Raw genomic sequence first — 25,491 nt, 5'->3', positions numbered from 1 at the left:
ATGATTTATTTTTCCCAAACATAAGGAAATCTTCCTAAGTTTAAAATAGATTTCAACAAGAAAAAACTCCGGTTTGCCGAAAACATTCACAAACCGAAGTTTTTATTTATATCGTTTCTTTTTTTGAAAGTTCGATGGAAGCCGGAATTGCATTATTTTTTATTAAATCATTTACGAGAGCAATTTCGAAAACTTCGTGTAAATGGTTGACCGGAACAATATTGATTCCGTCAATTTCGTTTAAGATAGACTGCATATTTTCTTCAGGAATAATAACAGTCTTTGCCCCGGCTTTTTTCGCTGCCTTTACCTTTGGATATACGCCGCCGATTGGTTTAACATTCCCATGAATGCTAATTTCACCTGTCATCGCTACTTTATTATCAATCGGGATTTTATAAATAGCGGAATAAATTCCTGTCGCCATCGCGATTCCCGCTGACGGTCCATCAATCGGTACCCCTCCCGGAAAGTTGACATGAATATCAAAATCATCCGCTGGAACACCCATTGATCTTAGTACTGTAATAACATTTTCAATCGACCCGCGGGCCATACTTTTGCGGCGAATTGATTTTCCTTGCCCGCCAATACTTTCTTCATCAACAATTCCGGTTATATTGATTGAGCCTTTTTCTTTTGCAGGTATGACGGTTACTTCTATTTCAAGAAGAGCACCGGAATTTGGTCCATAGACTGCCAGGCCATTCACAAGACCAATATGTGAAATATCGTTGATCTTTCTTTCCATCCTTGGCGTCATTTGGCTGGAATGGATAACCCATTCAATTTCTTCATCCTTTATAAAATTACGGTCATCTGTTATGGCCAGTCCAGCGGCAATTTGTACCATATTTACTGCTTCCCGCCCATTTCTGGCATAATTGGAAAGTGTTTCTACGCCTGTTTCACTAATAGCTAGGCCCACTTTGTCAGCAGCTTTTTTGGCGACGATAAGGACTTCCTCCTGATTTAGATCCCTAAAGAAAACTTCCATACAGCGTGAACGAATGGCCGGTGGAATTTCATTTGGCGTTCTTGTTGTTGCTCCGATTAAGCGAAAATCGGCTGGAAGACCATTTTTAAAAATATCATGAATATGCGTTGGGATTTGGGTGTTTTCTTCATGATAATAAGCACTTTCTAAAAACACCTTCCGATCCTCCAAAACCTTTAAAAGCTTATTCATTTGGATCGGGTGCAATTCCCCGATTTCATCAATAAATAGCACACCGCCATGGGCATTTGTTACAGCCCCTTGCTTCGGCTGTGGAATTCCCGCTTGTCCCATTGCACCCGCCCCTTGATAGATTGGGTCGTGAACAGAACCGATTAACGGATCGGCAATACCCCGTTCATCAAATCTTGCGGTTGTCGCATCCAATTCAATAAAAACGGATGCAGGTTTAAATGGTGATTTTTGATTCTTTTTCGCTTCCTCGAGTACTAATCGGGCAGCTGCTGTTTTTCCTACTCCAGGCGGTCCATAAATAATCACATGCTGCGGGTTCGGTCCGCATAAAGCTGCTTTTAACGATTTAATTCCATCCTCCTGGCCAACAATATCTTGAAAGCTTGTAGGACGTACTTTTTCAGCCAATGGTTCTGTTAATGAAATGGATCTCATTTTTCGCAACTGTTCCATTTCTTTTCGGGATTCCCGATCAATAGAGACTTTTTGTGTCCGCTGATTCCTCAGCAAATTCCAAAAATACAGCCCAATAATAATTCCGAAAAAAAGCTGTATAAATAAGGCAATCCCCGTCCAACTCATATAAATGCCCTCCTCCTGAAACTCAAAACTCTTATAGATATTAATAAGTATTTCCTGCAGAGGGTTGGAATAAACCAGAAAAATTAGAAAAGCGAAAGCGCCCGTTTAGCGAAGTAAACTAGTCGCTGGGCGCTTAAACTAGATTGTTATCTAAGTTCAAAAATTTTCACTTTAATTTTAATCAAAAAAGACCGGCTAAAAGCCGGGTCCTTAATATTATGCAGATGTTTTTCTCTCTTCATCAACAACCGTTCCATCTTCTAAAACTAATTTCGGAATGCTGTTATCCACAACCGTTTCCTTTGTAATAATACACTTTGTGATATCATCACGCGATGGAAGGTCAAACATGACGTCAAGCATGATTCCTTCTATGATAGAACGTAAACCGCGGGCACCCGTTTTACGTTCTATTGCCTTTTTGGCAATTTCTTTTAGTGCGCCTTCTTCAAATTCCAAGTCCACATCATCGATTTCAAGCATTTTTTGATATTGTTTAACTAAAGCATTCTTTGGCTTCGTTAAAATTTCAATCAATGCATCTTCATCAAGCTGTTCAAGACTTGCAATAACCGGAAGGCGACCGATAAATTCAGGAATTAATCCAAAGCGGAGTAAGTCTTCAGGCAACACTTTCGAAAGAAGTTCTTTTTGTCCAATTTCTTGCGTCTTCAAATCAGATCCGAAACCAATAACTTTTTGACCTAAGCGGCGCTTAATAATTGGTTCGATTCCGTCAAAGGCTCCGCCGCAAATAAATAAAATATTGGTTGTATCAATTTGAATGAATTCTTGATGCGGATGCTTTCTTCCGCCTTGAGGAGGAACACTTGCAACCGTACCTTCAAGAATTTTCAATAATGCCTGCTGAACGCCTTCACCTGATACATCTCTTGTAATCGAAGGATTTTCAGATTTACGGGCAATTTTATCAATTTCATCAATATAAATGATACCTTTTTCTGCTTTTTCAACATCATAATCAGCAGCTTGAATTAATTTTAATAAAATGTTTTCAACATCTTCCCCTACATACCCTGCCTCGGTAAGAGAAGTAGCATCGGCAATCGCAAATGGTACATTCAATATACGAGCCAATGTTTGCGCTAAAAGCGTTTTACCGCTTCCTGTCGGTCCAATCATACAAATATTACTCTTGGAGAGTTCAACGTCGTCAATTTTACTGTTGGAATTGATACGCTTGTAGTGATTATAAACCGCAACTGACAGCGATTTTTTTGCCTGATCCTGACCGATAACGTATTCATCAAGAATTTCACAGATTTCCTTTGGTTTTGGAACGTCTTTAAATTCCACTTCTTCTTCTGTTCCAAGTTCTTCCTCAACGATTTCTGTGCAAAGCTCGATACACTCGTCACATATATAAACTCCCGGCCCGGCAACTAATTTACGGACTTGATCCTGTGTTTTACCACAGAAGGAACACTTCAATTGTCCTTTTTCATCATTAAATTTAAACAATCTTTTCACCCCTTGGACCTTGTTAATACCTTATTAAAGCTCTGGAATTACAAATAAATCCGAGTCTTCTTCAAAACATTTTTTGTGTATGTACTGCATTGTAACACATAAAGCCAATGGACTGGAAATAAAAAGCTTTACCCTATTATGTCTTATTTTTTTATTTGAAACCGCACTTCAAAAGAAAACTTATGTACTCATTAAGCTTAACCATAATTTTTAAAAATAAATCTTTAAATTGCCGGGAATTAATGAATTCGCTATGTAATTGTCATTTTCCTTCCTGTCCATTGTTAAAAAGGTTTCCCTTTCCTCATTATAATATGTAATTCAAAAATTGTATAAAATAAGGCACGATAAAAATCGTGCCCTGTTTTATTTATATATTATTTCTTGTTTTCAATAAGAAAGTCAACTGCTTTTTTAAGTTTAAGATCCGCTTTAATGCCTTCAAGACCGCCAAGCGCTTTCTTGATGCTGTCAACAGTCATGTTGTACATTCCAGCCATGTTTTCTAGCTCAGCATTGACATCTTCTTCAGTAACTTCAAGATTTTCAGCCTTAGCAATCGCTTCTAGTGTTAAGTTCACACGTACACGATTCTGAGCTTCTTCTTTCATTTGCTCGCGTAAAGCTTTTTCATCTTGACCTGAGAATTGGAAGTAAAGCTCAAGGTTCATACCTTGCATTTGTAAGCGTTGTTCGAATTCTTGCAACATGCGGTTTACTTCGTTTTCAATCATAACTTCAGGAATTTCAACCTCTGTATTTTCAGCAGCTTTTTCTACTACTGAATCACGAACATGGTGTTCAGCTTCATGCTTTTTGCTATCTGTTAAACGAGTTCTGATTTTTTCTTTTAATGCATCTAATGTTTCAACTTCATCATCTACATCTTTTGCAAACTCGTCATCTAATGCAGGAAGCTCTTTTCCTTTGATTTCGTGTACTGTAACCTTGAAAGTTGCTGGTTTGCCTGCAAGCTCAGCAGCATGGTATTCTTCAGGGAATGTAACTTCTACGTCTTTAGATTCTCCGGCAGCTAGTCCTACCAGTTGCTCTTCAAAACCGGGAATGAAAGATCCTGAACCTAATTCTAATGAGTGGTTTTCCGCTTTGCCGCCTTCAAATGGTTCGCCGTCAACGAAACCTTCAAAATCGATTACAACTGTATCACCGTTTTCAGCAGTACCTTCTTCTTTTACCACTAGCTCTGCTTGGCGGTTTTGAAGAGTTGATAATTCAGCTTGGATATCTTCATCTGTTACATTTGTATCAAATTCTTCTACTTCTAAGCCTTTGTACTCGCCTAATTTTACTTCCGGCTTAACAGTAACAGTTGCTTTGAAAATAAGTTCTTTGCCTTTTTCCATTTGCTCGATGTCGATGTCAGGACGGTCAACCGGCTCAATACCTGCTTCGTCAATTGCATTTCCGTATGCTTCCGGAAGAATAATATCTAATGCATCCTGATAAAGTGATTCAACGCCGAAACGCTTTTCAAACATCCCACGGGGCATTTTTCCTTTACGGAAACCCGGAACGCTAACTTGTTTAACCACTTTTTGGAATGCCGCGTCTAAGCCTTTGCTTACTTCATCTGCACTTACTTCAATTGTAAGAACTCCGCGGTTTCCTTCTAACTTTTCCCACTTTGCAGTCATACTTATTTCCCTCCAACAATCTATTCTCATTTCATTCTTAACGAATTAGTAGGAATATGTCTTGTCTATCAAGATCACTATCCTCTTTTGCTGTAAAATATTAATTTTTACGCGGGTGCAACCCCTTCATTATAACATAGGTTTCTTTTCTTTCAACAGCAATACCTATATATTAGGATATGAAATTTCTTCAATTTCCCTAATTTTAGCCATTGCCAGCTCAATTTTATCACTGGAAACCTGATATTCGCCAGAAATCGAGTTTATCTTTGGCTCTATTCCAAGATAATCATGTGCCAGTAAGTGAAAGGCTGCAGCCCATGCATCGGGGCTTTCCGGTTGAAGGTCAAAAGGATAACTAATAAAAAAAATCCGTTCTACCATCCCAATAATATTTTCAAAAAGAACAGGATTGCTATTTTCCAATCTATCTCCTATTAATTCTTCTATTTTTTTCATTCTTGTTTGTAAATTAATTTCCGGGAGTTCAGTTGGAATAACTTTTTGCAGGAGATTAAATTTGTTAACCGTTAATTCTTTGTCATATTCCTGCTCTTTTAAAAGAGTCAGCAGCATCGTTTTCAGAAAAGGATGGCCGTCTTCCGCGATTAAGTAATCTTGGATTTCAGGAATATACGGCCGGACATTTTTTTCTGCAAGATTTGCTATTACCAGCATTTGTTGATTTAGATTATGAAAGGAAAAAAGGTTTAGCTTTTTACTATCATTTTCCTCCGGTAAATCTTCAGTTAACTCGGGCTGAATATTCTCCGCCATACGACGGCTGAACTGAAGGATGGTTAAGAAATGATCCTGTTTTTCCGGTGGAATTTCTTTTTCTTCTAATAGTGCTTCAATTGTCGACACGATTTCCGGATATTCATGAAGCTGAATGAGAATCGTCAAATACAGGTCGACCAACTGAAAATAGTCACCAATCCCCTTCAACAGCATCTCATTAGTCAACACTTTTGCTTTATGAAAAGAAGCCGCTTCAAAATATGCGAGCACAAGCCCGATTAGAATGTCACCATTTTCCGCATCAAGTTCCCTTGCCTCTTCCAAAAGGGTAATAGCTTCTGCAAAATTTTTCTTTTGCAGGCTTTCTAAGCCTTTGTCTGCTAATCTTTTTTCGAGTCCGGGAAAGAAGATTACATTATCTTTTCTTTGTGGTTTTTCCCGTTTTTTCATAAACAAACCGTCCTTAAATTCGTATTGGAAAATAGTGTAGCACGGAAAAAAAGAAAAGACAAAAAACTTGCAGTGAGGGGAAGGCAAATATTTTAAAAAAGTTCATAACAAAAAACCTCTTAAATCATTCGAAATAAGAGGTTAAAATAAAAAAAGTGCCCGTAAGCACTTTTTAATTAGCGTCCCAGGAGAGATTCGAACTCCCGACCGTACGCTTAGAAGGCGTATGCTCTATCCGGCTGAGCTACTGGGACATATCGCTATATGAACGCTTTTTGATTCTCGCACTGAAAAGGTCATTTGCCGAACTTTCGACCATTTTCATTATAGCACGATATATATATAGTAGGAAAGAGGTGAAATTTACGCAATTTCATGGCAATAATAAGAGCGGACGAATTTACGCCCACTCTACAAAATTAGGCAGACGTAAATTCGACTTTGAAAACAACAACTGAAAATGGAACAACTACCACTACTTCTCATACTTCAACTACTCCGGCTCCAAGTAGTGTTGGGAAAGAAACTTTCGCTAATTGCACTGAGTTAAGAAAGAAATATCCAAACTGTGTTCTAAAAGCAAAAGCGATGAGAAATTCACCTCACCGCTTTTTTGTTTTTCATCTAGTTTTTTCACAAGCGTATCCATCTTTGTCCCTAACCAATTTGTCTTGATAGGCAGGATGTCCTTTCGGGGATCACCATAATATTTAAACTCTCGCACCCATTCGTATTATAATATCAACCAGACATTTCTAGTTGAGCATTTATTACATCCATTTCGTTCTCTAAATCGGTCAAGAAAATGTCTTGGTTCAGCTGTCACACGACTATGTATAGCCTGAATCATTGACCAATTAGTGTTGGTACAGTAACAAACTTGTAGCCTTTTGCCCGTAAATGATCAATGATTTGCGGCAGAGCTTGAAGGGTCCCATTCAGTTCTCCCGGACGCCCGGCAAGGCAGTGTTCGAGAATGATCCCCCCTGGTGAAACCTCCTTGTTTACTGACTGGAGTATGGTTGGAGCTGGAGTTCCTTTCCAATCTAATGTGTCAACGGACCAGTCAATGATGCGATACCCAAGATTGTGGATCAGAACCACTTCTGCTGGATTCACCCTTCCATAAGGCGGTCGAAACAATTTGGATCGACGACCCGTAATCCGCTGAATCTCGTTCTCTGTGGAGACGATCTCTTGCGTAACCTGTTCTTTGGTAAGTGTCCACAGTTTCGGGTGATCCCAAGAGTGATTCCCAATAGCATTGCCTTCCTCCACAATACGCCTCACCATATCTGGAAAACTTTTGGCTTGTTTTCCAACCATAAAAAAAGTTCCTGGGACTCCTTTTGCACGCAAAATGTCCAGAATCCTTGGTGTATAGTAGTTATCCGGCCCATCGTCGAATGTGAGCGCCACCCGTTTCAGGTGGGAATTTCCCTTGTAGATAACCACACCTGGAAACTGCTGAGAAAGGCTTTGCACCTGCTGGCGATGCGGTACGTTTGGTAATCTGTAATCGATCTCTTTCCAGCTTTTAAGTGCTACTTGCCCAACGTTTGCACTCTCCTTTTTCTGTGCTACTATTAGATCGTTTGCACTCTCCTTTTTCTGTGCGGGTGTACAGGCGAAGAGAGCAGCCATGCTCAAGAGAAAACAGGATATCAATGTTATTTTACGTCGATTCATAAAATCACCTATCCATTGGAAGTGTAATACCTGTATAGTGTTTCCTCTCCAAAGCAAATTAATTCTTTTATTATCCTTTCAGGAAACCAAGTACTTAGCTGTTTATGAAACTCTTCTGCTATTAAATTAAAGATTGCTATTATGAAGAAAACATTTTTAGGGGGAAAGTTTATGATTAATGTTTAACAACTACTTTCTAAAAGTAAGGAAAATAATTAGTCATTTGAGGAGTAAAAGCTAACTTACAAAAAAGATCGCCATTTAGACGAGGTTGGTCGATCACTTGAAATGACCCCGAGGTTTCCAAATCTAAAAAAAATTTTAAAAAACGGATTTAACTATTTGGACCGACAGATTTAAGTAATCCAGCGGGGTATAACTCGTCAGGGTTTCTAATTCCTCGTCCATGTTCATCCATCACTAAGCACATATCGGTATACATATGGGGTCAATTTCGTGATATGGTAGCCCCCTCCGTTAATCTCGAAACTTTCACAAACAAAAAGCGAACTGTCATTAGTTCGCCCAGTGTTCCTTATATTCCTTTACCAACTTATAGAACGTTGTCCGCTTCATATCCGCCCTTCTCATCGCCTCTGTTGCAGTGATCCGCTCACCTTTCCATTCCCGAGTTTGTTCCAAAATATTTTCGAAAGTAAAAAAGACGCAACCTAAATGGCTGCGTATTTAAATATAAAATCTTCCTAAAGTAAAAAGCACGATTTAATCTGGTTTAAGCAGGAGAACTTCGGTCAAAATATCAGATAAGGATCATGCGATTGTACGATTCCTTAAAGTGGTGGAATATATCGATGAGCATGACGTGAAGGTTAGTGATATTAACATTGCTAAAAAAAGTCTTCGATATAAAAAACAGAGAGAAAATTACTCTCCTTCAGACACTACGATTTCATAACCACTTTGTTTTGGACCGTTTTCGTATATTTCAGGTGTAACAATGTAATACGTTTCGCCACCGTTATCCGTAATCACGATTTCGCTCGGACTTTTATCTACTTTCGCTTCAATTAGATTATTGTATGGATCGCCTAGTAATTCTGTTATGTTAATAGCCATAATAACACCTCCTGTTGCGAGTGATTCTAACAGAAATATGCGAAAAGTGAAAGACAAATTTATACGGATGGGCACTCCTAAGTTCATCTGTCGTGAATATCTAGTCTAATACCCTCACTCCGATAACATCCTCGAAAGCAATCCGTTTAAAAATTGACCGTTGCACTTGGCATAGGATTTTCCGAAAACAAACCGCTCAAATCTTCTGAAATAGATAGAATAACTTTCTTTTTCGTCAAAACAAAAATAACCTCCTAGCTTACGCCTAATTTCGAGTCGTTTTCGGTATTGACCGATGCACTGACCATTTCATTTGGCGTTCTAGAAGACTTATATATAGCGATGGTATGTAGTTTCATTAAGCGTCCCAGGAGAGATTCGAACTCCCGACCGTACGCTTAGAAGGCGTATGCTCTATCCGGCTGAGCTACTGGGACATATCAAGTTATTGAAGACAAGATTTATTATATAATCCTAATAGTTAAAAGTCAACAGGTTTTCATTATTTTTTCAAGAAAGATAGAGGGGTAAATCCTCTATCTTTTTGGTAATATAAATTCCCGTGCTAAATCAGCGATTTCCCGCCCATTCAACTCAAACACAGAAAGCTTTATCTTATCTTCAAATAAATCCAGAATCATATATGTCTTTTCAAATCGCTCCCGTGGCAGCCTTATGCTTCCCGGATTTAAAAAGAGAATCCCGTCTATTACTTCAGCACCTAAGACATGAGAGTGACCGAAACAAACAATATTTGCTTTATATTCCCGGGCTTTATATTTTAAATTCATTAAAGACGTTTTAACAGAATACTTATGGCCATGGGTAATAAAGATTTTGCGCTCACCAATTTCTGTGACTGTTTCCATTGGATAGCCGCCAAAATCACAATTTCCCAGTACCGTTAAGTAACCGGTAATGGGTTTCTCATCAGGCATCAACTGTGAATCCCCGCAATGGATCATTAAATCGACATCCTGAATATACCTCTCACGTAGAATTTCGAGCTCTTTCGTCAATCCATGGCTATCGCTAACGATTAAAATTTTGTTCATGATTGATTAGCTCTTTCAAGAATTGAATCAAGAACCGTGTCCAGTTTTTTCAACGCATTTGCCCGATGACTAATTTTGTTTTTTTCTGAGGATGGCAGCTCTGCCATAGCCAACCCTTTTTCCGGCACATAAAAAACAGGGTCATAACCAAAACCATTGGAACCCCTTCGTTCCTCAAGTATTCGACCTTCACAGGTTCCTGAGACAGTTATTACTTCTTGATTCGGTAAAGCAACTGCTAAAGCGCAATAAAAGCGAGCTGTTCGATCTGCCTCGGAAACCCCTGCTAATTCTCGAAGCACTTTATCGGTATTTTCCTGATCATTTTTATGCTCTCCTGCATAGCGTGCCGAATATATTCCCGGCCGACCATCAAGAGCATCGACAATTAGTCCGGAATCATCACCAATTACCATTTTATTTAATAAACGTGAAACGGCCTCTGCTTTTAGAATGGCATTCTCTTCAAACGTAGTACCTGTTTCTTCGACATCCGCGATTTCCGGGAAATCCAACAAGGTACGAACCGTAATTCCCCTTGATGCAAAAATATGCTCAAATTCCTTCGCTTTTCCGGGATTTTTTGTCGCAATAATAACTTCTTTCATTTCGGGTCTCCTCTATTTCTTTCTTCTCTCTTCTATTTTTTTGACAATCTCATCACCAAGAGCTAATTTTTGTTGTTCAAAAAGCTCCATTAGCCCCTCTTGGGCTGCATGTAATAACTCTTGAAGCTGTGAATAAGAGAAGGTAGATTCCTCTCCAGTTCCCTGAAGCTCAACGAATTCACCATTACCGGTCATGACAACATTCATATCCACTTGTGCTTTTGAATCTTCAGCATAGTTTAAATCGAGAACTGTCCGGCTATTTTTTAAGATACCAACACTTGTGGCTGCTAAATAATCGGTGATCGGAAACTTAAGCGACTTTTTTTCTGCTAAAGAATTTAATGCAAGAGCCATCGCGACAAATGCGCCTGTAATCGATGCAGTTCGGGTCCCTCCGTCTGCTTGAATGACATCGCAATCAATCCAAACTGTTCTTTCCCCAATTGCCCCCAGGTCGACAATTGCTCTTAGAGCTCGTCCAATTAATCGTTGTATTTCCATCGTTCTGCCTGAAACTTTTCCTTTTGAAGACTCTCTTATATTTCTAGATTCCGTTGCCCGGGGAAGCATAGAATATTCGGCGGTAATCCAGCCTTTTCCTTCCCCTCTCATAAAAGGCGGGACTCTATCTTCAATACTTGCTGTACAAATCACCTTTGTATCACCCACAGAAATAAGGACAGAACCTTCAGGATGCTTCAAATAATTTGTTTCAATATGTATGGGCCTTAATTGCAATGGTTCTCTTCCATCTACACGCACAAAAACTTCCTCCTTCATTGTGAGGTAGTCCCCCACTTCTCTAACCGGCATTTCGGCCGGCAGCTAAACTAAATAAAGAAGAGGCAGCATTAAAGCCAACCTCTTTCATGGTCACTATATAGTATAACAAAAATATTTTTTTAAAAACTACCCGTATTTACTTTTTCCGGACGCGTAACAGGTGCTGTTAATTTTTTTCCGTTTTCATTGACTAATCCTGCTTTACCTTTTACTGTTACAGCCACTTGGTTAATTCCATTTTGTTCTGTCAGTGATAAAACCAGGGTATCTAATAAATGCTGTGAAATCATATTTTTCTTAAAGCTGCCGTAAATATTCTCATTAAAGTCCAGGGTAACCTTCCCATTTTCTAACTTCGGTGTCCCAAGTAGTTTTACATCTGACATAAACTCAGATAAAAGGTTAGATTTTTCACTAGGCCCTTGAATTAATTCATTTACCACCGCAACAATATTGTCCTTCTCATTATTACTAACCCTGCGGGTAACCGGAACATAGTAGTACGAACCTTCAACACCGCCAATATAATAAACTGTGACAGGTTTTGTATTGGTAATATCCGTAACATCAGCCGTATCAATATTGATACCGTTCGCTCTTGATAGATTTTCACTGATTGGAGTCCCTTTTACAGGCATTGCTGTTAATTCATGACCCGCCATCTGGAGCTTAACTTGCTTGATAGTATTAAATTGAGTCAGTGTCCAGGTCACCGATTGAAGAATCTTCAATTCATCTGCAGCTTGGTAATTCTTAAATTCTTTTGAAAAATCAACGGTTGCAACCCCATCCTTAATGGCCACAGAAAGGGATGTATCCGCAGGTAAAACGGACCTAAAACCATTTGGCAGCATTTCAGAAACGGGGCCATTGGTAACTAGATATTCCAAAGCCTGTTTGGCAGGAGAAGCTGTTTTTGGCAGTGCTAACGTTTGTGGAACCACATAGCCATTTTTATCAATAAGATATAGTTCTGTTTTTACCAGCCCTTGGGCATTTTCCTTTTTAGAAGCAGTATCCTTGTTAACATTTTTATCGGTGACTGCGACACTTTTTGGCGGATCTATTTTCTTTTGTACTTCACTGCCAAATAGTCCGCACCCTGATAATAATACGGAAGAAGCAAACATAGCCGTAACCAGGGTTATAGCTTTATTTTTAGACATATTTATTCCCCCCAAGACAGTTTGTACTATCATATATACGAGCCTTAGAGAAAATTAGACCTTTTTATGTACGGAAATGAAAAAATTCTTTTAAAAATATTTTCAATGAAATTGTTACAAAAAAACAGAAGCCCATGGGGCCTCTGTTTATAATTTGATTTTATTTACATTATTAATGGGTATCCCAAGCCACTGCGAAGCAATTTTTGAAAAAATAGCGGTTGAACCGGTTGTGTAAAAATCATGGTCCGGCTCGTCCTCATCCGAATCAAGCAAGCTGTTATATTGAAGGATTGCACTGATTTCTCTTGCAGTCTCATCACCTGAACTAATGACATGGACTTGATCCCCCATTACAGTTTTAATCAACGGTTCAAGCAATGGATAATGGGTGCACCCTAAAATAAGCGTATCTAAATTTTGTTGAAGTAAGGGCTGTAACGCTTCGTCGACAATTCTTTCTGCAATTGGTCCATCATATTCTCCACTCTCAACAAGAGGAACAAATTTTGGACATGCATGGCTTTTTACAAAAAGTCTGCTATTTAACGATTTTAATGCCTTTTCATAAGCACCGCTTTTAACGGTTCCTTCTGTGCCGATAATCCCAACCCGGTAGTTCTTTGTCCGCTTGATTGCCGCACGTGCACCGGGATTGATTACCCCGAGCACCGGTATTCTCAGTTCCCTGCGAATTTCATCAAGCACGGCGGCAGTTGCCGTATTGCACGCAATCACAAGCATTTTTATCTTTTTTTCTAATAAAAAAGATGTCATTTCCCAAGTGAACCTTTTTACTTCCTTAAGAGATCTTGGGCCGTATGGGCACCTAGCTGTATCCCCCAAATAGATTATTTTTTCATTTGGAAGCTGCCTCATGACCTCTTTTGCTACAGTTAATCCACCAACACCGGAGTCAATAACACCTATTGGTTGTTTCAAACCTCTCGCCTCATTCTAACGCATTTCTTGATGCAATTTCATCAAATTGCTTTGGAAAAATTGAATTTCCTCAGTAGAGAAATTCTTTAGCACTTCTTCCAAATACACTTGGCGTTTTTTAATTACTTCATCAATGATTCTTTCGCCTTCTTCTAGCAAGTGAATTCTAACTACACGGCGATCACTCGGATCTTTTACCCGGATGACCAACATGTTTTTCTCCATCCGATCAACCAGATCGGTCGTTGTGCTGCAGGCTAGAAACATTTTATTTGAAAGCTCTCCGATGGTCATATCTCCATCTTCAAAAAGCCACTGCAATGCAACAAATTGCGGTGGAGTAATTTTATAATTACTCAGCATTTCTCTACCCTTTTGCTTAATAATCCCGGATATGTAGCGTAAATCTTTTTCAATATTAGCGACAATATCACCGTTCACTTTTTGTATATTTTCGAGTTCCATCTATAAAACACCCCTAAAATAGGCTTTCCCCTCAAGACCATTTCTTGCATAAAAAAATATATTAATAACAGTTGATTGTCTTAAAGCTTTTCTCTTATTTTCTACTTTTTTCGCCAAAATTTCAAGCGGAATCTTCCCGGATAAATAATGAACCGGCCTCCCATAAGGATGCCGGTCATGATTAAAGTTCTAGCTCTCCCATTCGAAGGAGCTCTACAACTGCTTGTGAACGCCCCTTGACACCAAGCTTTTGCATGGCATTCGAAGTTGGATATGGTGGCATAACTCACCCTATAATTTTCCAAGTGGAGTATATACATCCACTGATCCATCTTTAAAAATTTCAATTTTATGAATAAGCTGCTGCAACGTCATCTGCAAAGTTTTGACATCTGAAAAGTTTAAATGCTGAAGCTCCTCTAAAGCTTTTTTTATTGACTCTTTTACCTCTTCATTACTTGGTGGTTTTGGAAGTTCACGGACTGTAATCGCTTGTTGCTTCTTTAAAAGGTCTTCAATTTCTTTTTCAAAAAGCCCTTTTTCATAAAGATACTGCGTTTCGTCTTTAATGTCCCCTCTCATGTACTGTTTTCGCAGTTCAAAAATGAATTTGCGGTTTTCATTGATTTGCTGTTCAAGCTTTTCTATTTTTTGCTTCCCATCATCTTCTTTATTATAGGTAGGGACTTTCACTTCTTCTGCTATGGCTTCTACGTCAATGGCATCCCTTAGGAACAGCGTCAATTCAGTCAGGAGTTCATCCCGAAATTTTTCATACGGAACCCATAGCTCATTTTCGCATCCGCTGACCCCAAGCCTTCTTCGACGGGAACAGATTAAATATCGGTACTCCTGACCTTCTTTTCCAACCTTCCCGCTTTTCATGGAAACAAAATTGCTGCCGCAGTGGGCGCATTTTGCAATTCCAGCAAAGGCATTTACGGTTAATTTTCTGATGCCTCCACGTGTTCCTCCTCCACGAAGCAATCTTATTTCCTGCGCTTTTTGAAACGTTTCATCATCTATGAGTGCTTCCCATAATGGCTCTTCCATCCGAATCCAATCTTCTTTATTTCTTTGCCGTAATATTTTTTTCTTGTTTCTTGTATTATGAATATCTGGGTAAATGATTTTTGATTCATACTTATTAAATACATTTCTTCCTGTATAGGCTTCATTTTGGAGAATCCTTTGAATGGTTGTAGTTCCCCAAACTCCATCTTGCTGAAGTACCCCCTTTTTTTTATATCCCCAAGCACCTGATCTTGGAGCAGGAACTTCCTCATTGTTTAAGTAATTGACAATCGCTTTTTCTCCCATGTTTTGATGAACATATAAGCCAAAAATCATCTTAACCCATTTTGACTGTTCGGGAAGAATTTCGAGAGATTTTCTTTTTTCGCCCCCTACATCAATCAATATCTTTTTATAGCCAAAAGGAGCAGTGCTTCCTGTAAAATTCCCTCTCAATGCGCTTTTTTGAATACCACGCTTTGATGCAACACTTATTTGCTTGGACAGTTCTTGGTTGATGACGCTAATAACTGTAAACATCATTTCATTATTATTTGTTTTTGAATCATACACGTCTTCAATTGAAATCAGGCGAATTCCTAATACATCGACAAATTTCTTTTTTAAATCAAGGGCGTCCTGGGTATCCCTCGCAAAACGGGAAAGTGATGCAAATATTATGGTGGAAAAATACCCTCTTTGGGCATCAGCCAGCATATTGATAATTTCAGGACGACCTATGATGCTTGTTCCAGAGGAATGGTCTTCATATACATATTGAATTTGCAGACCCAGATCTTTTGCTTTTTCTTCACAGAGCATTTTTTGGTGTTCTGGTGAATCCTTTTGACTTTCTTTTTGCGTCGATACACGAACATAAATGGCTGCAATATTACTCATGGAAAACCTCCAATACAAAAAAATACCTCTTAGCTTCCTAAGAGGTATGTTCTTTCAATCTATTATAATACTTTGTTTCCTGCTCCGCTAAGACTTTTTTGATGGTTTGCTCGACGAGTTCCTGGATGATTTCCTCTGCTTGTTTACCCGAATCAGAAGGCTTGAAGTTGAATTTGAACTTTTTCATGTTCCTTCCCCCCGTACTATTACTCTATGTATCTATTAATTGTCCTATGTAAAAATAATCAATTTTCGATTAGTGTTTATTTTGTTTTTTGTAGGATACACTGTGATATACTCAAATCAAAGGAAAACTGAAAAATAAATTTATTTTTTTTTATTTTTTTTTAGCTGGTGGTGGTTTAGGAATGGAATTGCAGCATTTTATCAAGCAGCAGCGATTGAAAAAGGGAATGAGCGCAAGGAAATTGTCGGAGAAGATTGGCGCAAGCAATGCCTATGTGTCGCTACTTGAGAGTGGGAAATTCGAAAATCCAACGAAAGATATGATTATCCGCATTTTTAAAGAGCTCGACATCGATCCAAATGAACTGATTCGCTACCAGGTAGTCGGAGAGAATGAAGGGTTAGACAAGGTATTTGAGAAGGAAGCTCTCCGAAAAATGATGGTCTTAAGGAAAGAGATTGACAATGCCATAGAGACACTCGATATAGAAGAAATTGATGGACTTTGGGATGTCACGCACACGCACCGTGAACTGCTTTCTTTATTCAGCCGCGGAGGAAAGGAATTATTGGATGAAGTGATATTGTTTACAGAGTTCTATTTAGACAGGAAAGATAAAAGAGGATAAAAACGATTTTGTTTGCTGTTTTTTGTCCATGTTTGAATTCAGATGCATAAACAATAGGTATAGAACATATTATGCAATTGTAAAATAAGAATTGCTTGGTTTTACGAAGAAATGCTTTTTCTTGGGAAAATGATATTTTAAACATTACCTCCTTTTTTGCTCGGAATATGGCTTTTCACTTAAGTTTTCACACACAAAAAACGCACCTATTTTTAGGTGCATTTTTTGTGTGTGAAATTTTTCTGTTTTATTCAAGTTCTTCCTGGATATTAGAATACTTTGTCATTATTATTTTGGAGATGTGTTTGCACTGCTCTACAAACAGAGGAAAAAAATTAAACATATTAGTATCCAATTATTAATATTCCAGACAAGGGTAAATCCAATCTTGCACTTGCATATAAAGTTTCAAAAAACAAATTTATATCTTCAAAATCCTTATCCTCTTTATATCCTTTAGAATTGTTTGCCTTAGTACGGTAAAAATTTCTAACAGCAATAACTAAATAAGAAACCCCATCCATCATACAGGCTTGAAATAAATCCTTGAGAAACTGATTATTGTCAACAGCTCTCCCTGCCTCAACTTCTATCACTATCCCTAAACTTTCATTAAATGCGTCCGCGTTAAATGATTTTTCTAGTGCTCCATTTTTACCATATAGAACTGGAACTCGAACCATATTACCTTTTCCACTTTCCACTTTATAATGAAGTATTTCCAGGTCTTCTTTTATCACTCGTAGTACGTCATTACTACTTAACATTCTTTCAGGAGATTTAATCGTTTCTGAATGTTTATAAAATACTTTTAATACTTGTTCTAAATCAGCTGTTATACGCTGAGATTTAGGATAGAACTGCCAATTAATCATCTTATTTTTGCCCCCGTTAATAAGGTTCAACTTTTATTTTTAAAATAAATGACAAATGAGTAACTTTTATAGTTACTCATTTAAGTATTGGATTCAATTCCTATACAACATAAAAATTTTAATTAACTTTTGCAAATTCTTCTTGGACTTCTACTTGTGCTTCCTCTGGGTATAGAATATCTTCAATTATTTGGATGACTGAAACTGCACTTTTATAGTAGTTACTAATTACAACATATGAAATTCCAACATCTTTTCCATGTGCAATATTGTGTCTGTTGTTTACAATACTATCTACATGTTCTTGTAGTTGCCCCTGAGTTTTTTCCTTAATTTGCTCTTCCCATTCATTACAGAAAAGCTTTAAAATGTCATATATTTTAGTCATCTTAGCATTCTGAAATTGGCTAATGTTTTTTATCGCATAACTAGATGTTTTTCGAGATGAAGTTTTTTCTATATAGCTTATTAATATCTGACGTAATGAATGCTCAATAAACCCTGAAGTTAAGATACATAAATATCTAGACCAGTGGGACTTTATTAAATCATTTCCTTCAGGTAATTGATCATACACTTTAAATAAGTTATCCAACTTTTGTTTGTATCGGACTATTTCAATATTTCTCATTCAATTTCACCGAAAAATTTAATAGCTAAGTCTAACCTTTTCTTAACCGCAGCTTCTTGAGTGGTATAAGAACGAGTCGCAATTTGAAATTCCTCATCTTCTAATAACTCAGCATATTTTAATTTTATCTCTTCTTTATTTTTTATTTCGCCCTTCTCTAACCTCTTGGAAATCCCTACCATTACAGCATCGAATACCGCTGTTCTTAGCGCACGATTTGGCTTGAACGCAGAAGGACCAATATAATTTAATATCTCATCAACAGTTCTTTCAAAAGTTAAAAATAATATTTCAGGTTTATGTAATGTGAAATTTTTATTTTTACTCATATAAATATTTAAAAATTCCTTTAATGGATTTTTATACTCATGACCTAAAAAATTCAAAGCAAAAAATCGTAAAATTAATTCTTGATCTTTCATATTTTTGTTTATTGGACCAAACAATTTTCTCCACGAATCGTTATTATTTAGTTCATGGAGTATTTCATTTAAAGGACCGTGATATATACAAGCCCTAATCTCTTGAGGTTGTAATCTTACTCCTCCAGTATTAAGTCTTTCAAATATGTGATAAATACTTGTATTATCATCGTTTGGTTCTTCCTGTTTAATTACTGTTGCATGGATAATACAATCATCCAAGTGAGTTCTAAAACTTTCTGGAAGTGATTCATATGTATGTCCTTCAAACTCTGTATTTACACCTTTTAATGCAAACTTTCTTCCTCCAGGAAAGCGCCCCTCATAAAAATATAGTAAGGACCACAATCTTTGCTGCCCATCAATTACTAAAAGCTTTTCTGTTTCTGATTCCTTTGCCAAGAATATCCCAGGTACAGGTAAACCTAAAAGTAAAGATTCAATGAACCTTGAAGCATGTTCAGGTTTCCATACATACCCACGTTGAAAATTTGGAACAAAAATAACTCCTCTTGTAATACGTTTTATTAAACTGTCAATAGGATAATCCGCCCCATAACTACTAATTGAATAATTAACGGGGACTGTTTCCTCCTCAACATCTTCTATTGGTGTTTCTTCCAAATCTTTTTCCGTGCTGTCCTCTTTAATCTTGTATTCTTCCTCAATTTTCACTATAAATTCCCCTCTCTATTTATAGGAAAATTATAGCATATTATTACTTTACATACTTTTAAATTATTGGAGTTAGGAAAATAATTGACTTCATAAAATTTGAGAAAAAACATAATAATGAAGAGTAGAAAGCGAGGAATCCCTTTATCAAAAACGAAAGCACAGATACGGTTAAAGAGATATTGGAAATTGTATTGGATTTTGATATTCATAGAATTGTTACGCGAGCAGATTACATCCAGCTTCTTCTTAAAGCACTAGAATTTGCAATTAAGCAAATTGAAGATGAGCCAACAAGGCTGAATGTTCATGTGAATCTCCTTCGAATTGTGTCAGATAGCTTAAGAGAAGAGTTGTGTGCAAAAGAGTAGATGTCATCTACTCTTTTTGATCTGTGATAAATCTTTAACGGCATTAATTTTCTTTCCGAAGTCGTATGGCAGTGAATAAAACACTTTCCCACAGTCAAGGCACTCTACATCGCACAAACGGTCATAGTTAATTTTGTCTTTCACCCCTTCAGGATACTCTTCCACACGAATAACATTTAATATGCCACCGCATTCATTGCAAATCATTCCAAATTTCTCCTTTCAATCTCTATTTTTCTTTATTTAACTTTTTTATTATATTTTATAACATTTATTTTTCTAACTTTTATTATTTAAGATGAATGTTTACCAAATTTTATATCCGTTTTCTAGGCTACTTTGCAGGGTTTGAAAATACGTCCTCGAATATTAATTGTATTGAATATGACATTAATAATAAAGGGGTAGAAGGCCAAATGGTAGAACGTTTTTTCAATAAAGAAGCTATATATGAAGCGTGGTTCAATGCAAATAAGAAAGGATATGTATTGAATTAATTTGACGGAACAGAAAACCAATCGAAAATAAATAAAGTCCTATTGCAGATTGCCTGTATCTTCGCAGAAAAAGTGATGAAGGAAAAAGAACAACAAAGTATGAAAAGGTTTGTTCCGATAACCTTGAAGAACTGATGGACTTTGTAAAAGAGCAACGGGGTAATTCGTGGGAACCCTGCAATTTCTGTAAGCCAATAGTAAATAAAGCAACGACATTAAGGTAAGGTTGGAACTTCAAGTGTAAAATAAAAATAACGATATACGGGATTCATGATTTGCATAACAATTTTCTTTGTATTCAAAAGAATACGGGATCAACTCCCGTATTCATAAGTTTCAGATGCGAGCAAATCATCGATGGTAGCAGTGTAGAAATAATCAAAGATTTCCATCAAAGTTGGAAATTCATGAAGGGCAGCCATGGTTGGGTGCGTCAGGGGGACGAATGCCTTAAATTCATCCATCACATAGCTTTTTATTCCCAATAGAAGATTCTCCAGCTGCATCTGCTCCGCCCTTGATACTTTGAAAAAAGGGAAAAACACAATGGTTCTGGTGTTCAACGAAAGCTTTTCCTTCGTCACTTCCACATCCGAATAAAAACTTAATAGCCGAAACAACTCCCTTAAAAGCCCTTCTTTAATTTGGTCTACTGTTGCTATAAACTATCATCCTCCTATTGGTAGGATGTACCAGTTTCAAAGATTTATACATTTTATTGAATCATGGTGTCCAGTTGTTGCAAAAGCAAAAGCTCGATGGCTGACATATGGGGAAATTCTTCGATGAACAGCTTCGCGTCTACGGAACTTGACAATAAAATGGAACCCATGTCATCTTTCATTTGGAATCCTTCCTCTTCATGGGTTCTTCCCAATCGATACATTTTGATGGTAACGGCTTCTGAGAAAGGGCTGCTGTTTTCAGACATGAGAAAGACGCCTGTATTGGGCAAGTGAGGGCTAATCAAAAACGATTCAAACTGCATGCTTTCCAATAAATCATTGTCGATGATAAAGCTGACATTGGACATAGAAGCACTCCTTATTTTTGGATTCCCTGCAATATTCGACAACAATTTCGAAAAAGCCTACCAACTCATGAAACTGTCAAATTATTGACATATGTTTGATTTGATTTATGAACTGCTCTAATTTATCAACCATTCCGCTAAAGTCCTCCTTCAGCTCATGCTCCCACACCCTCAAGAGATGCCAGCCCTTCTCATAGTAATATTCGTTTACTTCCTTGTCCCGCTCCTGGTTTCGATTCAGCTTCTTTATCCAATAGTCCTGATTGGACTTTGGCATGTTAGAATGGAGGGGGCATACATGCCAAAAGCATGAGTCAATAAAGATCACAATTTTATATTTTTGGATCGAGATGTCGGGCTTCCCGAACAATTTGCTGTTCTTCCGAAATCGGATTCCCTTTTCCCATAAAGCTTTTGATACCCTGTTCTCAAGCTTGGATATAGATTTTATGGCTTTCATGTTGGAGGATCTTTGTTCTTTTGTAATTTTATCTGCCAATTTGACCACCCCTCATCTATCAGTAAAATAGACAAATGATTTAATTTTTAATCCTTTTTTTGTATTTAATGATTGAATTTTCATATTTTATACCATACAGTCTAATAAATTTCATTGTTTCCGTTTAAAACGTAAAAAAACCAACTCCTTAGAGCTGGTTTAAACAAAATAGGCTAATGTCCTAAAGAAGTTATCTCATGTAATATTCCTCAAAATTTTTGTCTTTCAATTTAAAACTATATAACCCTTCCATATCTAATATGTAATTAATCTTAGATATTCTCGTAGGAACAGGCTCATTTAAACTTTTATTTGTTAAGGTTGGAAAACTTTCATTTACAGGAAAAACTGCATGCTCCTCTAAAATATAACAACTATAATAATCCTCATGATTGTCGTTATAACCAAGCGACGCTAACAAAGTGTTAAACTCTTCAATTAAATCTGGTCTTTGGTTCATTTCCTGCCTTATTTGATGGACAAAATAAAAAATGCTTTTACCATCTTCCGAGTTTTTTATTTTAAGGGAAACAATTAGCAAGTCCTTTCCATTTTCATCTTGTTCTAGTTGTTCTAACCCATTTATTATGTGTTTGTGCCTAGATGCAAGCGTGGTTTTCACCTCAAGGGAAAATTCCCTGAATTGGAAATCATGTTTATTTTGAAGGGGACCTGTCCAGTAATGGACCGCTTCTTCCATACCTAATATTATTAATTCGTTTAGGACATATAATTCCCCAAATAATCCTCGTTGAAATTCTTCATTAAGAATAATGTTTTTGGGTCTGCCCCAAAAACTTGTACTCCTCCTAATAACCGTAACAATGGCTTTTGGTATACTATATTTCTCATTGAATACTAAACCGCATATTTCCTTAATCATATTGGTGAATTCTTCCGTGTGATGGTCCCCAGTACACCTTAAATCATAATAATTTTGCCGTTCACGATCCAATATAAAATGGTTTTTAATAACTTTCAATTCAAGCCCTGCCACATTTGGGTTTGCAATCTCAAAGTTATTATTTTCCTTATTGAATTCACACAAAAAATGCAGGCTATTATCAGATGACACAAAAACACAAAAAAATGGTGTGTCTTCTCCTGTTATTGATAGCATCTGCATACATACAACCATATTTGGATTAGCGGCAGATTTTTGGGCTAATTCTTCCCATACTGTTGAAGTTAAATTAGTATAATACATCTTATCCTCTACTTTCGACAGGTTGAGCAACGTAATCTTCTGGCTGATTTCTGCTCTTAGGAAAAACTATGCTTAAGCCTATTACATCCTCTTTTTCTTGTGATTCGTTAAATAATGATTCCAGTCTTCCTAACTTATTCCTTTCTGGCACAGAATTTTTCCAGATTCTATATATTAACAGCAAAGGATTATCGCGTTTATGAGGGTCTGACCCATCATAATTATCCATGAACAAATCCTCGTCACCTGTCAGTACCCCAACTTTGGATTCACCTTTTCTTTTAGAACGAGTCACTGGAATCATTTCAATATTATTAAAAGATATTTTATTATTTCCTAAGGGCTCCTCATTCTGTTTTCCAGGAATACCCACGTTCCAAATTGTTAACTCTTTTTGCTGGAACTCAGTTGAAACTCTTCTAATATAGGAAATAATAGCATCTGTATCAAAACCTGATTGGTTAGTAAAGTCAAAACTTTCCAATACCCTTATGATTTTATTGACATGAATACCATAAACTAAGTGATTCCCCTTTTCCTGAATCCATGTTTCTGCTGATGATATTTCCGCAATAAATTCTTCAGCCACAGCTAAATTATATCTTAAGATTTCTGGATTATCTAAAGGCAACCAAATTGTTTGTGCTAATTTACCGCTATATGTTGGCTCGACAGTTTTGGCAGCACCCATTTTATTTGGAGCTGTTATTTTCATTTCTTTATGTGCGCGAATTTTCACTGCAACTTGAGCAGGTGTTACGCCATCCTCATCATAACGGTATAGTTCTTCTCTAATCTCTTGCTCCACAATGGCTAGGTCTTCAAAATAACCTGCTAGTTTTTTACTCGTATAGACTCTTGTAAGGTCCTCATAACCTTCCCGATAGCCAAACCATCTGCCCATTTGGAGTAGCGTATCATATGCGTTGCTCTTTCTAATGAAATAACTGGTCATTAACCCCTCTAAAGTTAAGCCTCTGGATAAAGTATTACCCCCAATGGCGATGACTTTTAAATCCGTTTTTTGGGTGTAATCAAGAACATCAGTTGACCTTGCATTTAATTCAAGAATATCCAAATCATTTAAAAATTCTAATATGAAGGGCTTTATTTCATTAAAATCAATATTTCGACTAGGATATAGCTGATGAGTTGTCAGCACAAAGTCTTCAGTCCAAAGTTTTTCAAACTCAGAATAAATTGTCTCTGGATTTTGACTTTCTAACTTATCTATTAACTCCTGCCTGTAATCCTCAACAATCTCTTTCATGGTGGAGTGACCGTCTTGCAAGTGTGTAGTATGGATTAACATTGTCATAGGTTTATGCTTGTGATTCCTATGGTATCTTGCAGCAGCTGATAAACAGAATGAAAGTATTGATTTTCGAAGTTCTGAATCTTTCTCTTTTTTTACATTAAAATTAGCAACCTCAACGTCAGGAACATAACGTACAAAATATTTAGCTTGTCCCTTACTGAAGATTTGCTCTGCCCCTATGTAATCATTAGGTCTTGGTAATGAAACAATGAAATTTCTTGGATACAAATCTCTGCGTAATTCTTCTGAATTGGTTTTCATGTTTATTAAAAGATTAGCAAATGGAGTTGCAGTATACCCTACATAAGCATGCTTAGTAAAATAACGTAAAATTAAACGGATGTGAGCATTGGTAGGAGAAGTTTTCCCATTTCTACCCGTATCAGTGCTAGCCTGGTCAGCTTCGTCATCAATCACCAAAAGAGGAATAGTTCTCCTTACTTCCTCAGGAGCTTTTTTTATCCACCTTAATAATTTTCTCATAATTTGTGGTTTTTTCTTCATAACAACCAGTATGGGTCTACCTGACTGGGCAAGTGTATCGAGACGAAGTGTAGTTCTATCAGTAAAGTCCCCTTCATCTGTTAGCCGTACCCATTGCCTATTTGCAAGTTGTGGGATTTCAACATGCTCAACATCTTCAGTGAATGGTTCTCCTGTCAGCTCACTGTCTAATCTCAATTGAGTTTGAGATCGTAAATTGTTATGTAGCCCTGCAAAAACGATAATAAATCTGTAACCAGCATCTACTGCTTTAGCTATAACTGCTGTAAAATTTGCTGTCTTTCCGCTTTGCACGTGACCTATTACCAAGCCTTTTGTGGTAAAAGAAGCCCTTGTAGGGTTTTCAAGCCTTTCAACCACTTTATTTGATGCATTATCAATGGAATTAATGATTTCCCCAGCTTGTTTAGGGGACATTTTCTGGGTAAATTTTTTCTCCAAAAACTTCTCCAATCTGTTCCAGTGGTACCTCTTTGTTTCTGAATTATTTTCCAATAACCAATTCCCAAACCATTCTTCATGTCCCTCAGGGTCAACTATTAAAGCGGGGTCTTCTGTTTCAGAGAATCTTCTTGCGTCTTCAAATTCCCTTTTTCTTAGGATTTGAGGCGCAATTTCTTCCTTTTCCTCTTCAGTTAAAGCATCAGCGTCAACTGGGTCAACGTATCGGTCTAATAGTTCTTCAAGAGTTCCTATGCCACGCTGCAACTGTCTAACAATAACAGAAATTGCAATTATTAATCTATCCATGCAACTACCTCCTGTATATTTTTAGTATATATTAAAAGGAAATTTCATATAATTCAGATACCTAAAAGAAAGAGACCTTTA

The 25,491-nt window shown here is 37.2% G+C and carries 24 protein-coding genes, 2 tRNA genes and 2 pseudogenes; 1 reads left to right on the top strand and 27 read right to left on the bottom strand.

The genetic code is table 11. From position 1 onward, the window contains the following. Window positions 1-106 precede the first annotated feature (106 nt). The 18 genes and pseudogenes from lonB to J2S10_RS01110 form a co-directional block, all read right to left on the bottom strand. A complete protein-coding gene (gene lonB / locus J2S10_RS01190) occupies window positions 107-1,774 on the bottom strand; it encodes an ATP-dependent protease LonB (RefSeq protein WP_307403824.1) in 1,668 nt (555 codons plus the stop codon). 216 nt (window positions 1,775-1,990) lie between these two features. Then, window positions 1,991-3,256 carry an ATP-dependent protease ATP-binding subunit ClpX gene (clpX, locus tag J2S10_RS01185; protein WP_307403822.1) on the bottom strand — a complete coding sequence of 422 codons (1,266 nt, stop codon included), beginning with the start codon at window positions 3,254-3,256 and terminating at the stop codon, window positions 1,991-1,993. A 386-nt stretch (window positions 3,257-3,642) separates the two neighbouring features. Beyond that, window positions 3,643-4,920, bottom strand: a complete 1,278-nt coding sequence (gene tig / locus J2S10_RS01180) for a trigger factor (protein ID WP_307403820.1) — start codon at window positions 4,918-4,920, stop codon at window positions 3,643-3,645. Window positions 4,921-5,085: 165 nt separating this feature from the next. Beyond that, entirely contained in the window at window positions 5,086-6,111 is a 1,026-nt protein-coding gene (locus J2S10_RS01175) for a tetratricopeptide repeat protein (protein WP_307403819.1), read from the bottom strand. A 180-nt stretch (window positions 6,112-6,291) separates the two neighbouring features. Then, window positions 6,292-6,365 (bottom strand) — tRNA-Arg (locus J2S10_RS01170). A gap of 366 nt (window positions 6,366-6,731) precedes the next feature. Continuing rightward, a pseudogene (locus tag J2S10_RS27370) lies at window positions 6,732-6,803 on the bottom strand (excalibur calcium-binding domain-containing protein); the annotation flags it as partial. Between the two features lie 154 nt (window positions 6,804-6,957). After that, the gene (locus tag J2S10_RS01165) at window positions 6,958-7,800 is read right to left on the bottom strand and encodes a polysaccharide deacetylase family protein (RefSeq protein WP_307403817.1); all 843 of its coding nucleotides are present in this window, start codon (window positions 7,798-7,800) and stop codon (window positions 6,958-6,960) included. An 885-nt stretch (window positions 7,801-8,685) separates the two neighbouring features. Next, window positions 8,686-8,877, bottom strand: coding sequence for a hypothetical protein (locus J2S10_RS01160; protein ID WP_307403815.1), 192 nt, complete (start codon window positions 8,875-8,877; stop codon window positions 8,686-8,688). Window positions 8,878-9,240: 363 nt separating this feature from the next. Continuing rightward, window positions 9,241-9,314: transfer RNA gene (locus tag J2S10_RS01155), tRNA-Arg, on the bottom strand. A 99-nt stretch (window positions 9,315-9,413) separates the two neighbouring features. After that, window positions 9,414-9,932 carry a metallophosphoesterase gene (locus J2S10_RS01150; RefSeq protein ID WP_307403813.1) on the bottom strand — a complete coding sequence of 173 codons (519 nt, stop codon included), beginning with the start codon at window positions 9,930-9,932 and terminating at the stop codon, window positions 9,414-9,416. Beyond that, window positions 9,929-10,540, bottom strand: a complete 612-nt coding sequence (locus J2S10_RS01145) for an XTP/dITP diphosphatase (protein WP_307403811.1) — start codon at window positions 10,538-10,540, stop codon at window positions 9,929-9,931. The genes J2S10_RS01150 and J2S10_RS01145 overlap by 4 nt, the downstream gene beginning before the upstream one ends. A gap of 12 nt (window positions 10,541-10,552) precedes the next feature. Continuing rightward, window positions 10,553-11,305 (bottom strand): ribonuclease PH, encoded by a 753-nt coding sequence (gene rph, locus J2S10_RS01140; RefSeq protein WP_307405107.1) that lies wholly within the window; start codon window positions 11,303-11,305, stop codon window positions 10,553-10,555. Window positions 11,306-11,445: 140 nt separating this feature from the next. Continuing rightward, window positions 11,446-12,492 (bottom strand): GerMN domain-containing protein, encoded by a 1,047-nt coding sequence (locus tag J2S10_RS01135; protein ID WP_307403810.1) that lies wholly within the window; start codon window positions 12,490-12,492, stop codon window positions 11,446-11,448. Between the two features lie 147 nt (window positions 12,493-12,639). Further along, window positions 12,640-13,434 carry a glutamate racemase gene (racE, locus tag J2S10_RS01130; protein ID WP_307403809.1) on the bottom strand — a complete coding sequence of 265 codons (795 nt, stop codon included), beginning with the start codon at window positions 13,432-13,434 and terminating at the stop codon, window positions 12,640-12,642. 15 nt (window positions 13,435-13,449) lie between these two features. Next, on the bottom strand, window positions 13,450-13,899 hold the full coding sequence (locus J2S10_RS01125) for a MarR family winged helix-turn-helix transcriptional regulator (RefSeq protein WP_307403807.1): 450 nt from the start codon (window positions 13,897-13,899) through the stop codon (window positions 13,450-13,452). Window positions 13,900-14,080: 181 nt separating this feature from the next. Then, window positions 14,081-14,164 (bottom strand): annotated as a pseudogene (gene gerE / locus J2S10_RS01120) (spore germination transcription factor GerE); the annotation flags it as partial. Between the two features lie 26 nt (window positions 14,165-14,190). Further along, window positions 14,191-15,813, bottom strand: coding sequence for a recombinase family protein (locus J2S10_RS01115; protein ID WP_307403805.1), 1,623 nt, complete (start codon window positions 15,811-15,813; stop codon window positions 14,191-14,193). A gap of 37 nt (window positions 15,814-15,850) precedes the next feature. Then, window positions 15,851-16,000, bottom strand: coding sequence for a hypothetical protein (locus J2S10_RS01110; RefSeq protein ID WP_307403803.1), 150 nt, complete (start codon window positions 15,998-16,000; stop codon window positions 15,851-15,853). A 181-nt stretch (window positions 16,001-16,181) separates the two neighbouring features. Here J2S10_RS01110 and J2S10_RS01105 point away from each other — a divergent pair, with 181 nt between their 5' ends. Beyond that, entirely contained in the window at window positions 16,182-16,628 is a 447-nt protein-coding gene (locus J2S10_RS01105) for a helix-turn-helix domain-containing protein (protein WP_307403801.1), read from the top strand. Window positions 16,629-16,972: 344 nt separating this feature from the next. On the opposite strand, the gene J2S10_RS01100 is transcribed toward J2S10_RS01105, so the two are convergent. The 9 genes from J2S10_RS01100 to J2S10_RS01060 form a co-directional block, all read right to left on the bottom strand. Further along, window positions 16,973-17,503 (bottom strand): hypothetical protein, encoded by a 531-nt coding sequence (locus J2S10_RS01100; RefSeq protein WP_307403798.1) that lies wholly within the window; start codon window positions 17,501-17,503, stop codon window positions 16,973-16,975. 118 nt (window positions 17,504-17,621) lie between these two features. After that, the gene (locus J2S10_RS01095; RefSeq protein ID WP_307403797.1) at window positions 17,622-18,134 is read right to left on the bottom strand and encodes a HEPN domain-containing protein; all 513 of its coding nucleotides are present in this window, start codon (window positions 18,132-18,134) and stop codon (window positions 17,622-17,624) included. Next, complete coding sequence (locus tag J2S10_RS01090) at window positions 18,131-19,231, bottom strand: GmrSD restriction endonuclease domain-containing protein (protein WP_307403796.1); 1,101 nt, start codon at window positions 19,229-19,231, stop codon at window positions 18,131-18,133. The genes J2S10_RS01095 and J2S10_RS01090 overlap by 4 nt, the downstream gene beginning before the upstream one ends. Before the next feature lie 374 nt (window positions 19,232-19,605). Next, window positions 19,606-19,809, bottom strand: coding sequence for a hypothetical protein (locus J2S10_RS01085; protein ID WP_307403795.1), 204 nt, complete (start codon window positions 19,807-19,809; stop codon window positions 19,606-19,608). 604 nt (window positions 19,810-20,413) lie between these two features. After that, window positions 20,414-20,662: a hypothetical protein gene (locus tag J2S10_RS01080; protein WP_307403793.1), complete on the bottom strand. Its 249-nt coding sequence runs from the start codon at window positions 20,660-20,662 to the stop codon at window positions 20,414-20,416. A 152-nt stretch (window positions 20,663-20,814) separates the two neighbouring features. Continuing rightward, the gene (locus J2S10_RS01075; RefSeq protein ID WP_307403792.1) at window positions 20,815-21,132 is read right to left on the bottom strand and encodes a hypothetical protein; all 318 of its coding nucleotides are present in this window, start codon (window positions 21,130-21,132) and stop codon (window positions 20,815-20,817) included. Between the two features lie 76 nt (window positions 21,133-21,208). Continuing rightward, window positions 21,209-21,631, bottom strand: a complete 423-nt coding sequence (locus J2S10_RS01070) for a very short patch repair endonuclease (protein WP_307403790.1) — start codon at window positions 21,629-21,631, stop codon at window positions 21,209-21,211. Window positions 21,632-21,821: 190 nt separating this feature from the next. Then, window positions 21,822-22,838, bottom strand: a complete 1,017-nt coding sequence (locus tag J2S10_RS01065) for a PD-(D/E)XK motif protein (protein WP_307403788.1) — start codon at window positions 22,836-22,838, stop codon at window positions 21,822-21,824. A gap of 1 nt (window position 22,839) precedes the next feature. Then, a complete protein-coding gene (locus J2S10_RS01060) occupies window positions 22,840-25,410 on the bottom strand; it encodes a Z1 domain-containing protein (protein WP_307403786.1) in 2,571 nt (856 codons plus the stop codon). Window positions 25,411-25,491 lie beyond the last annotated feature (81 nt).

The organism is Neobacillus ginsengisoli (genome assembly GCF_030813055.1).
This window is presented reverse-complemented; position numbering and strand designations above follow the sequence as displayed.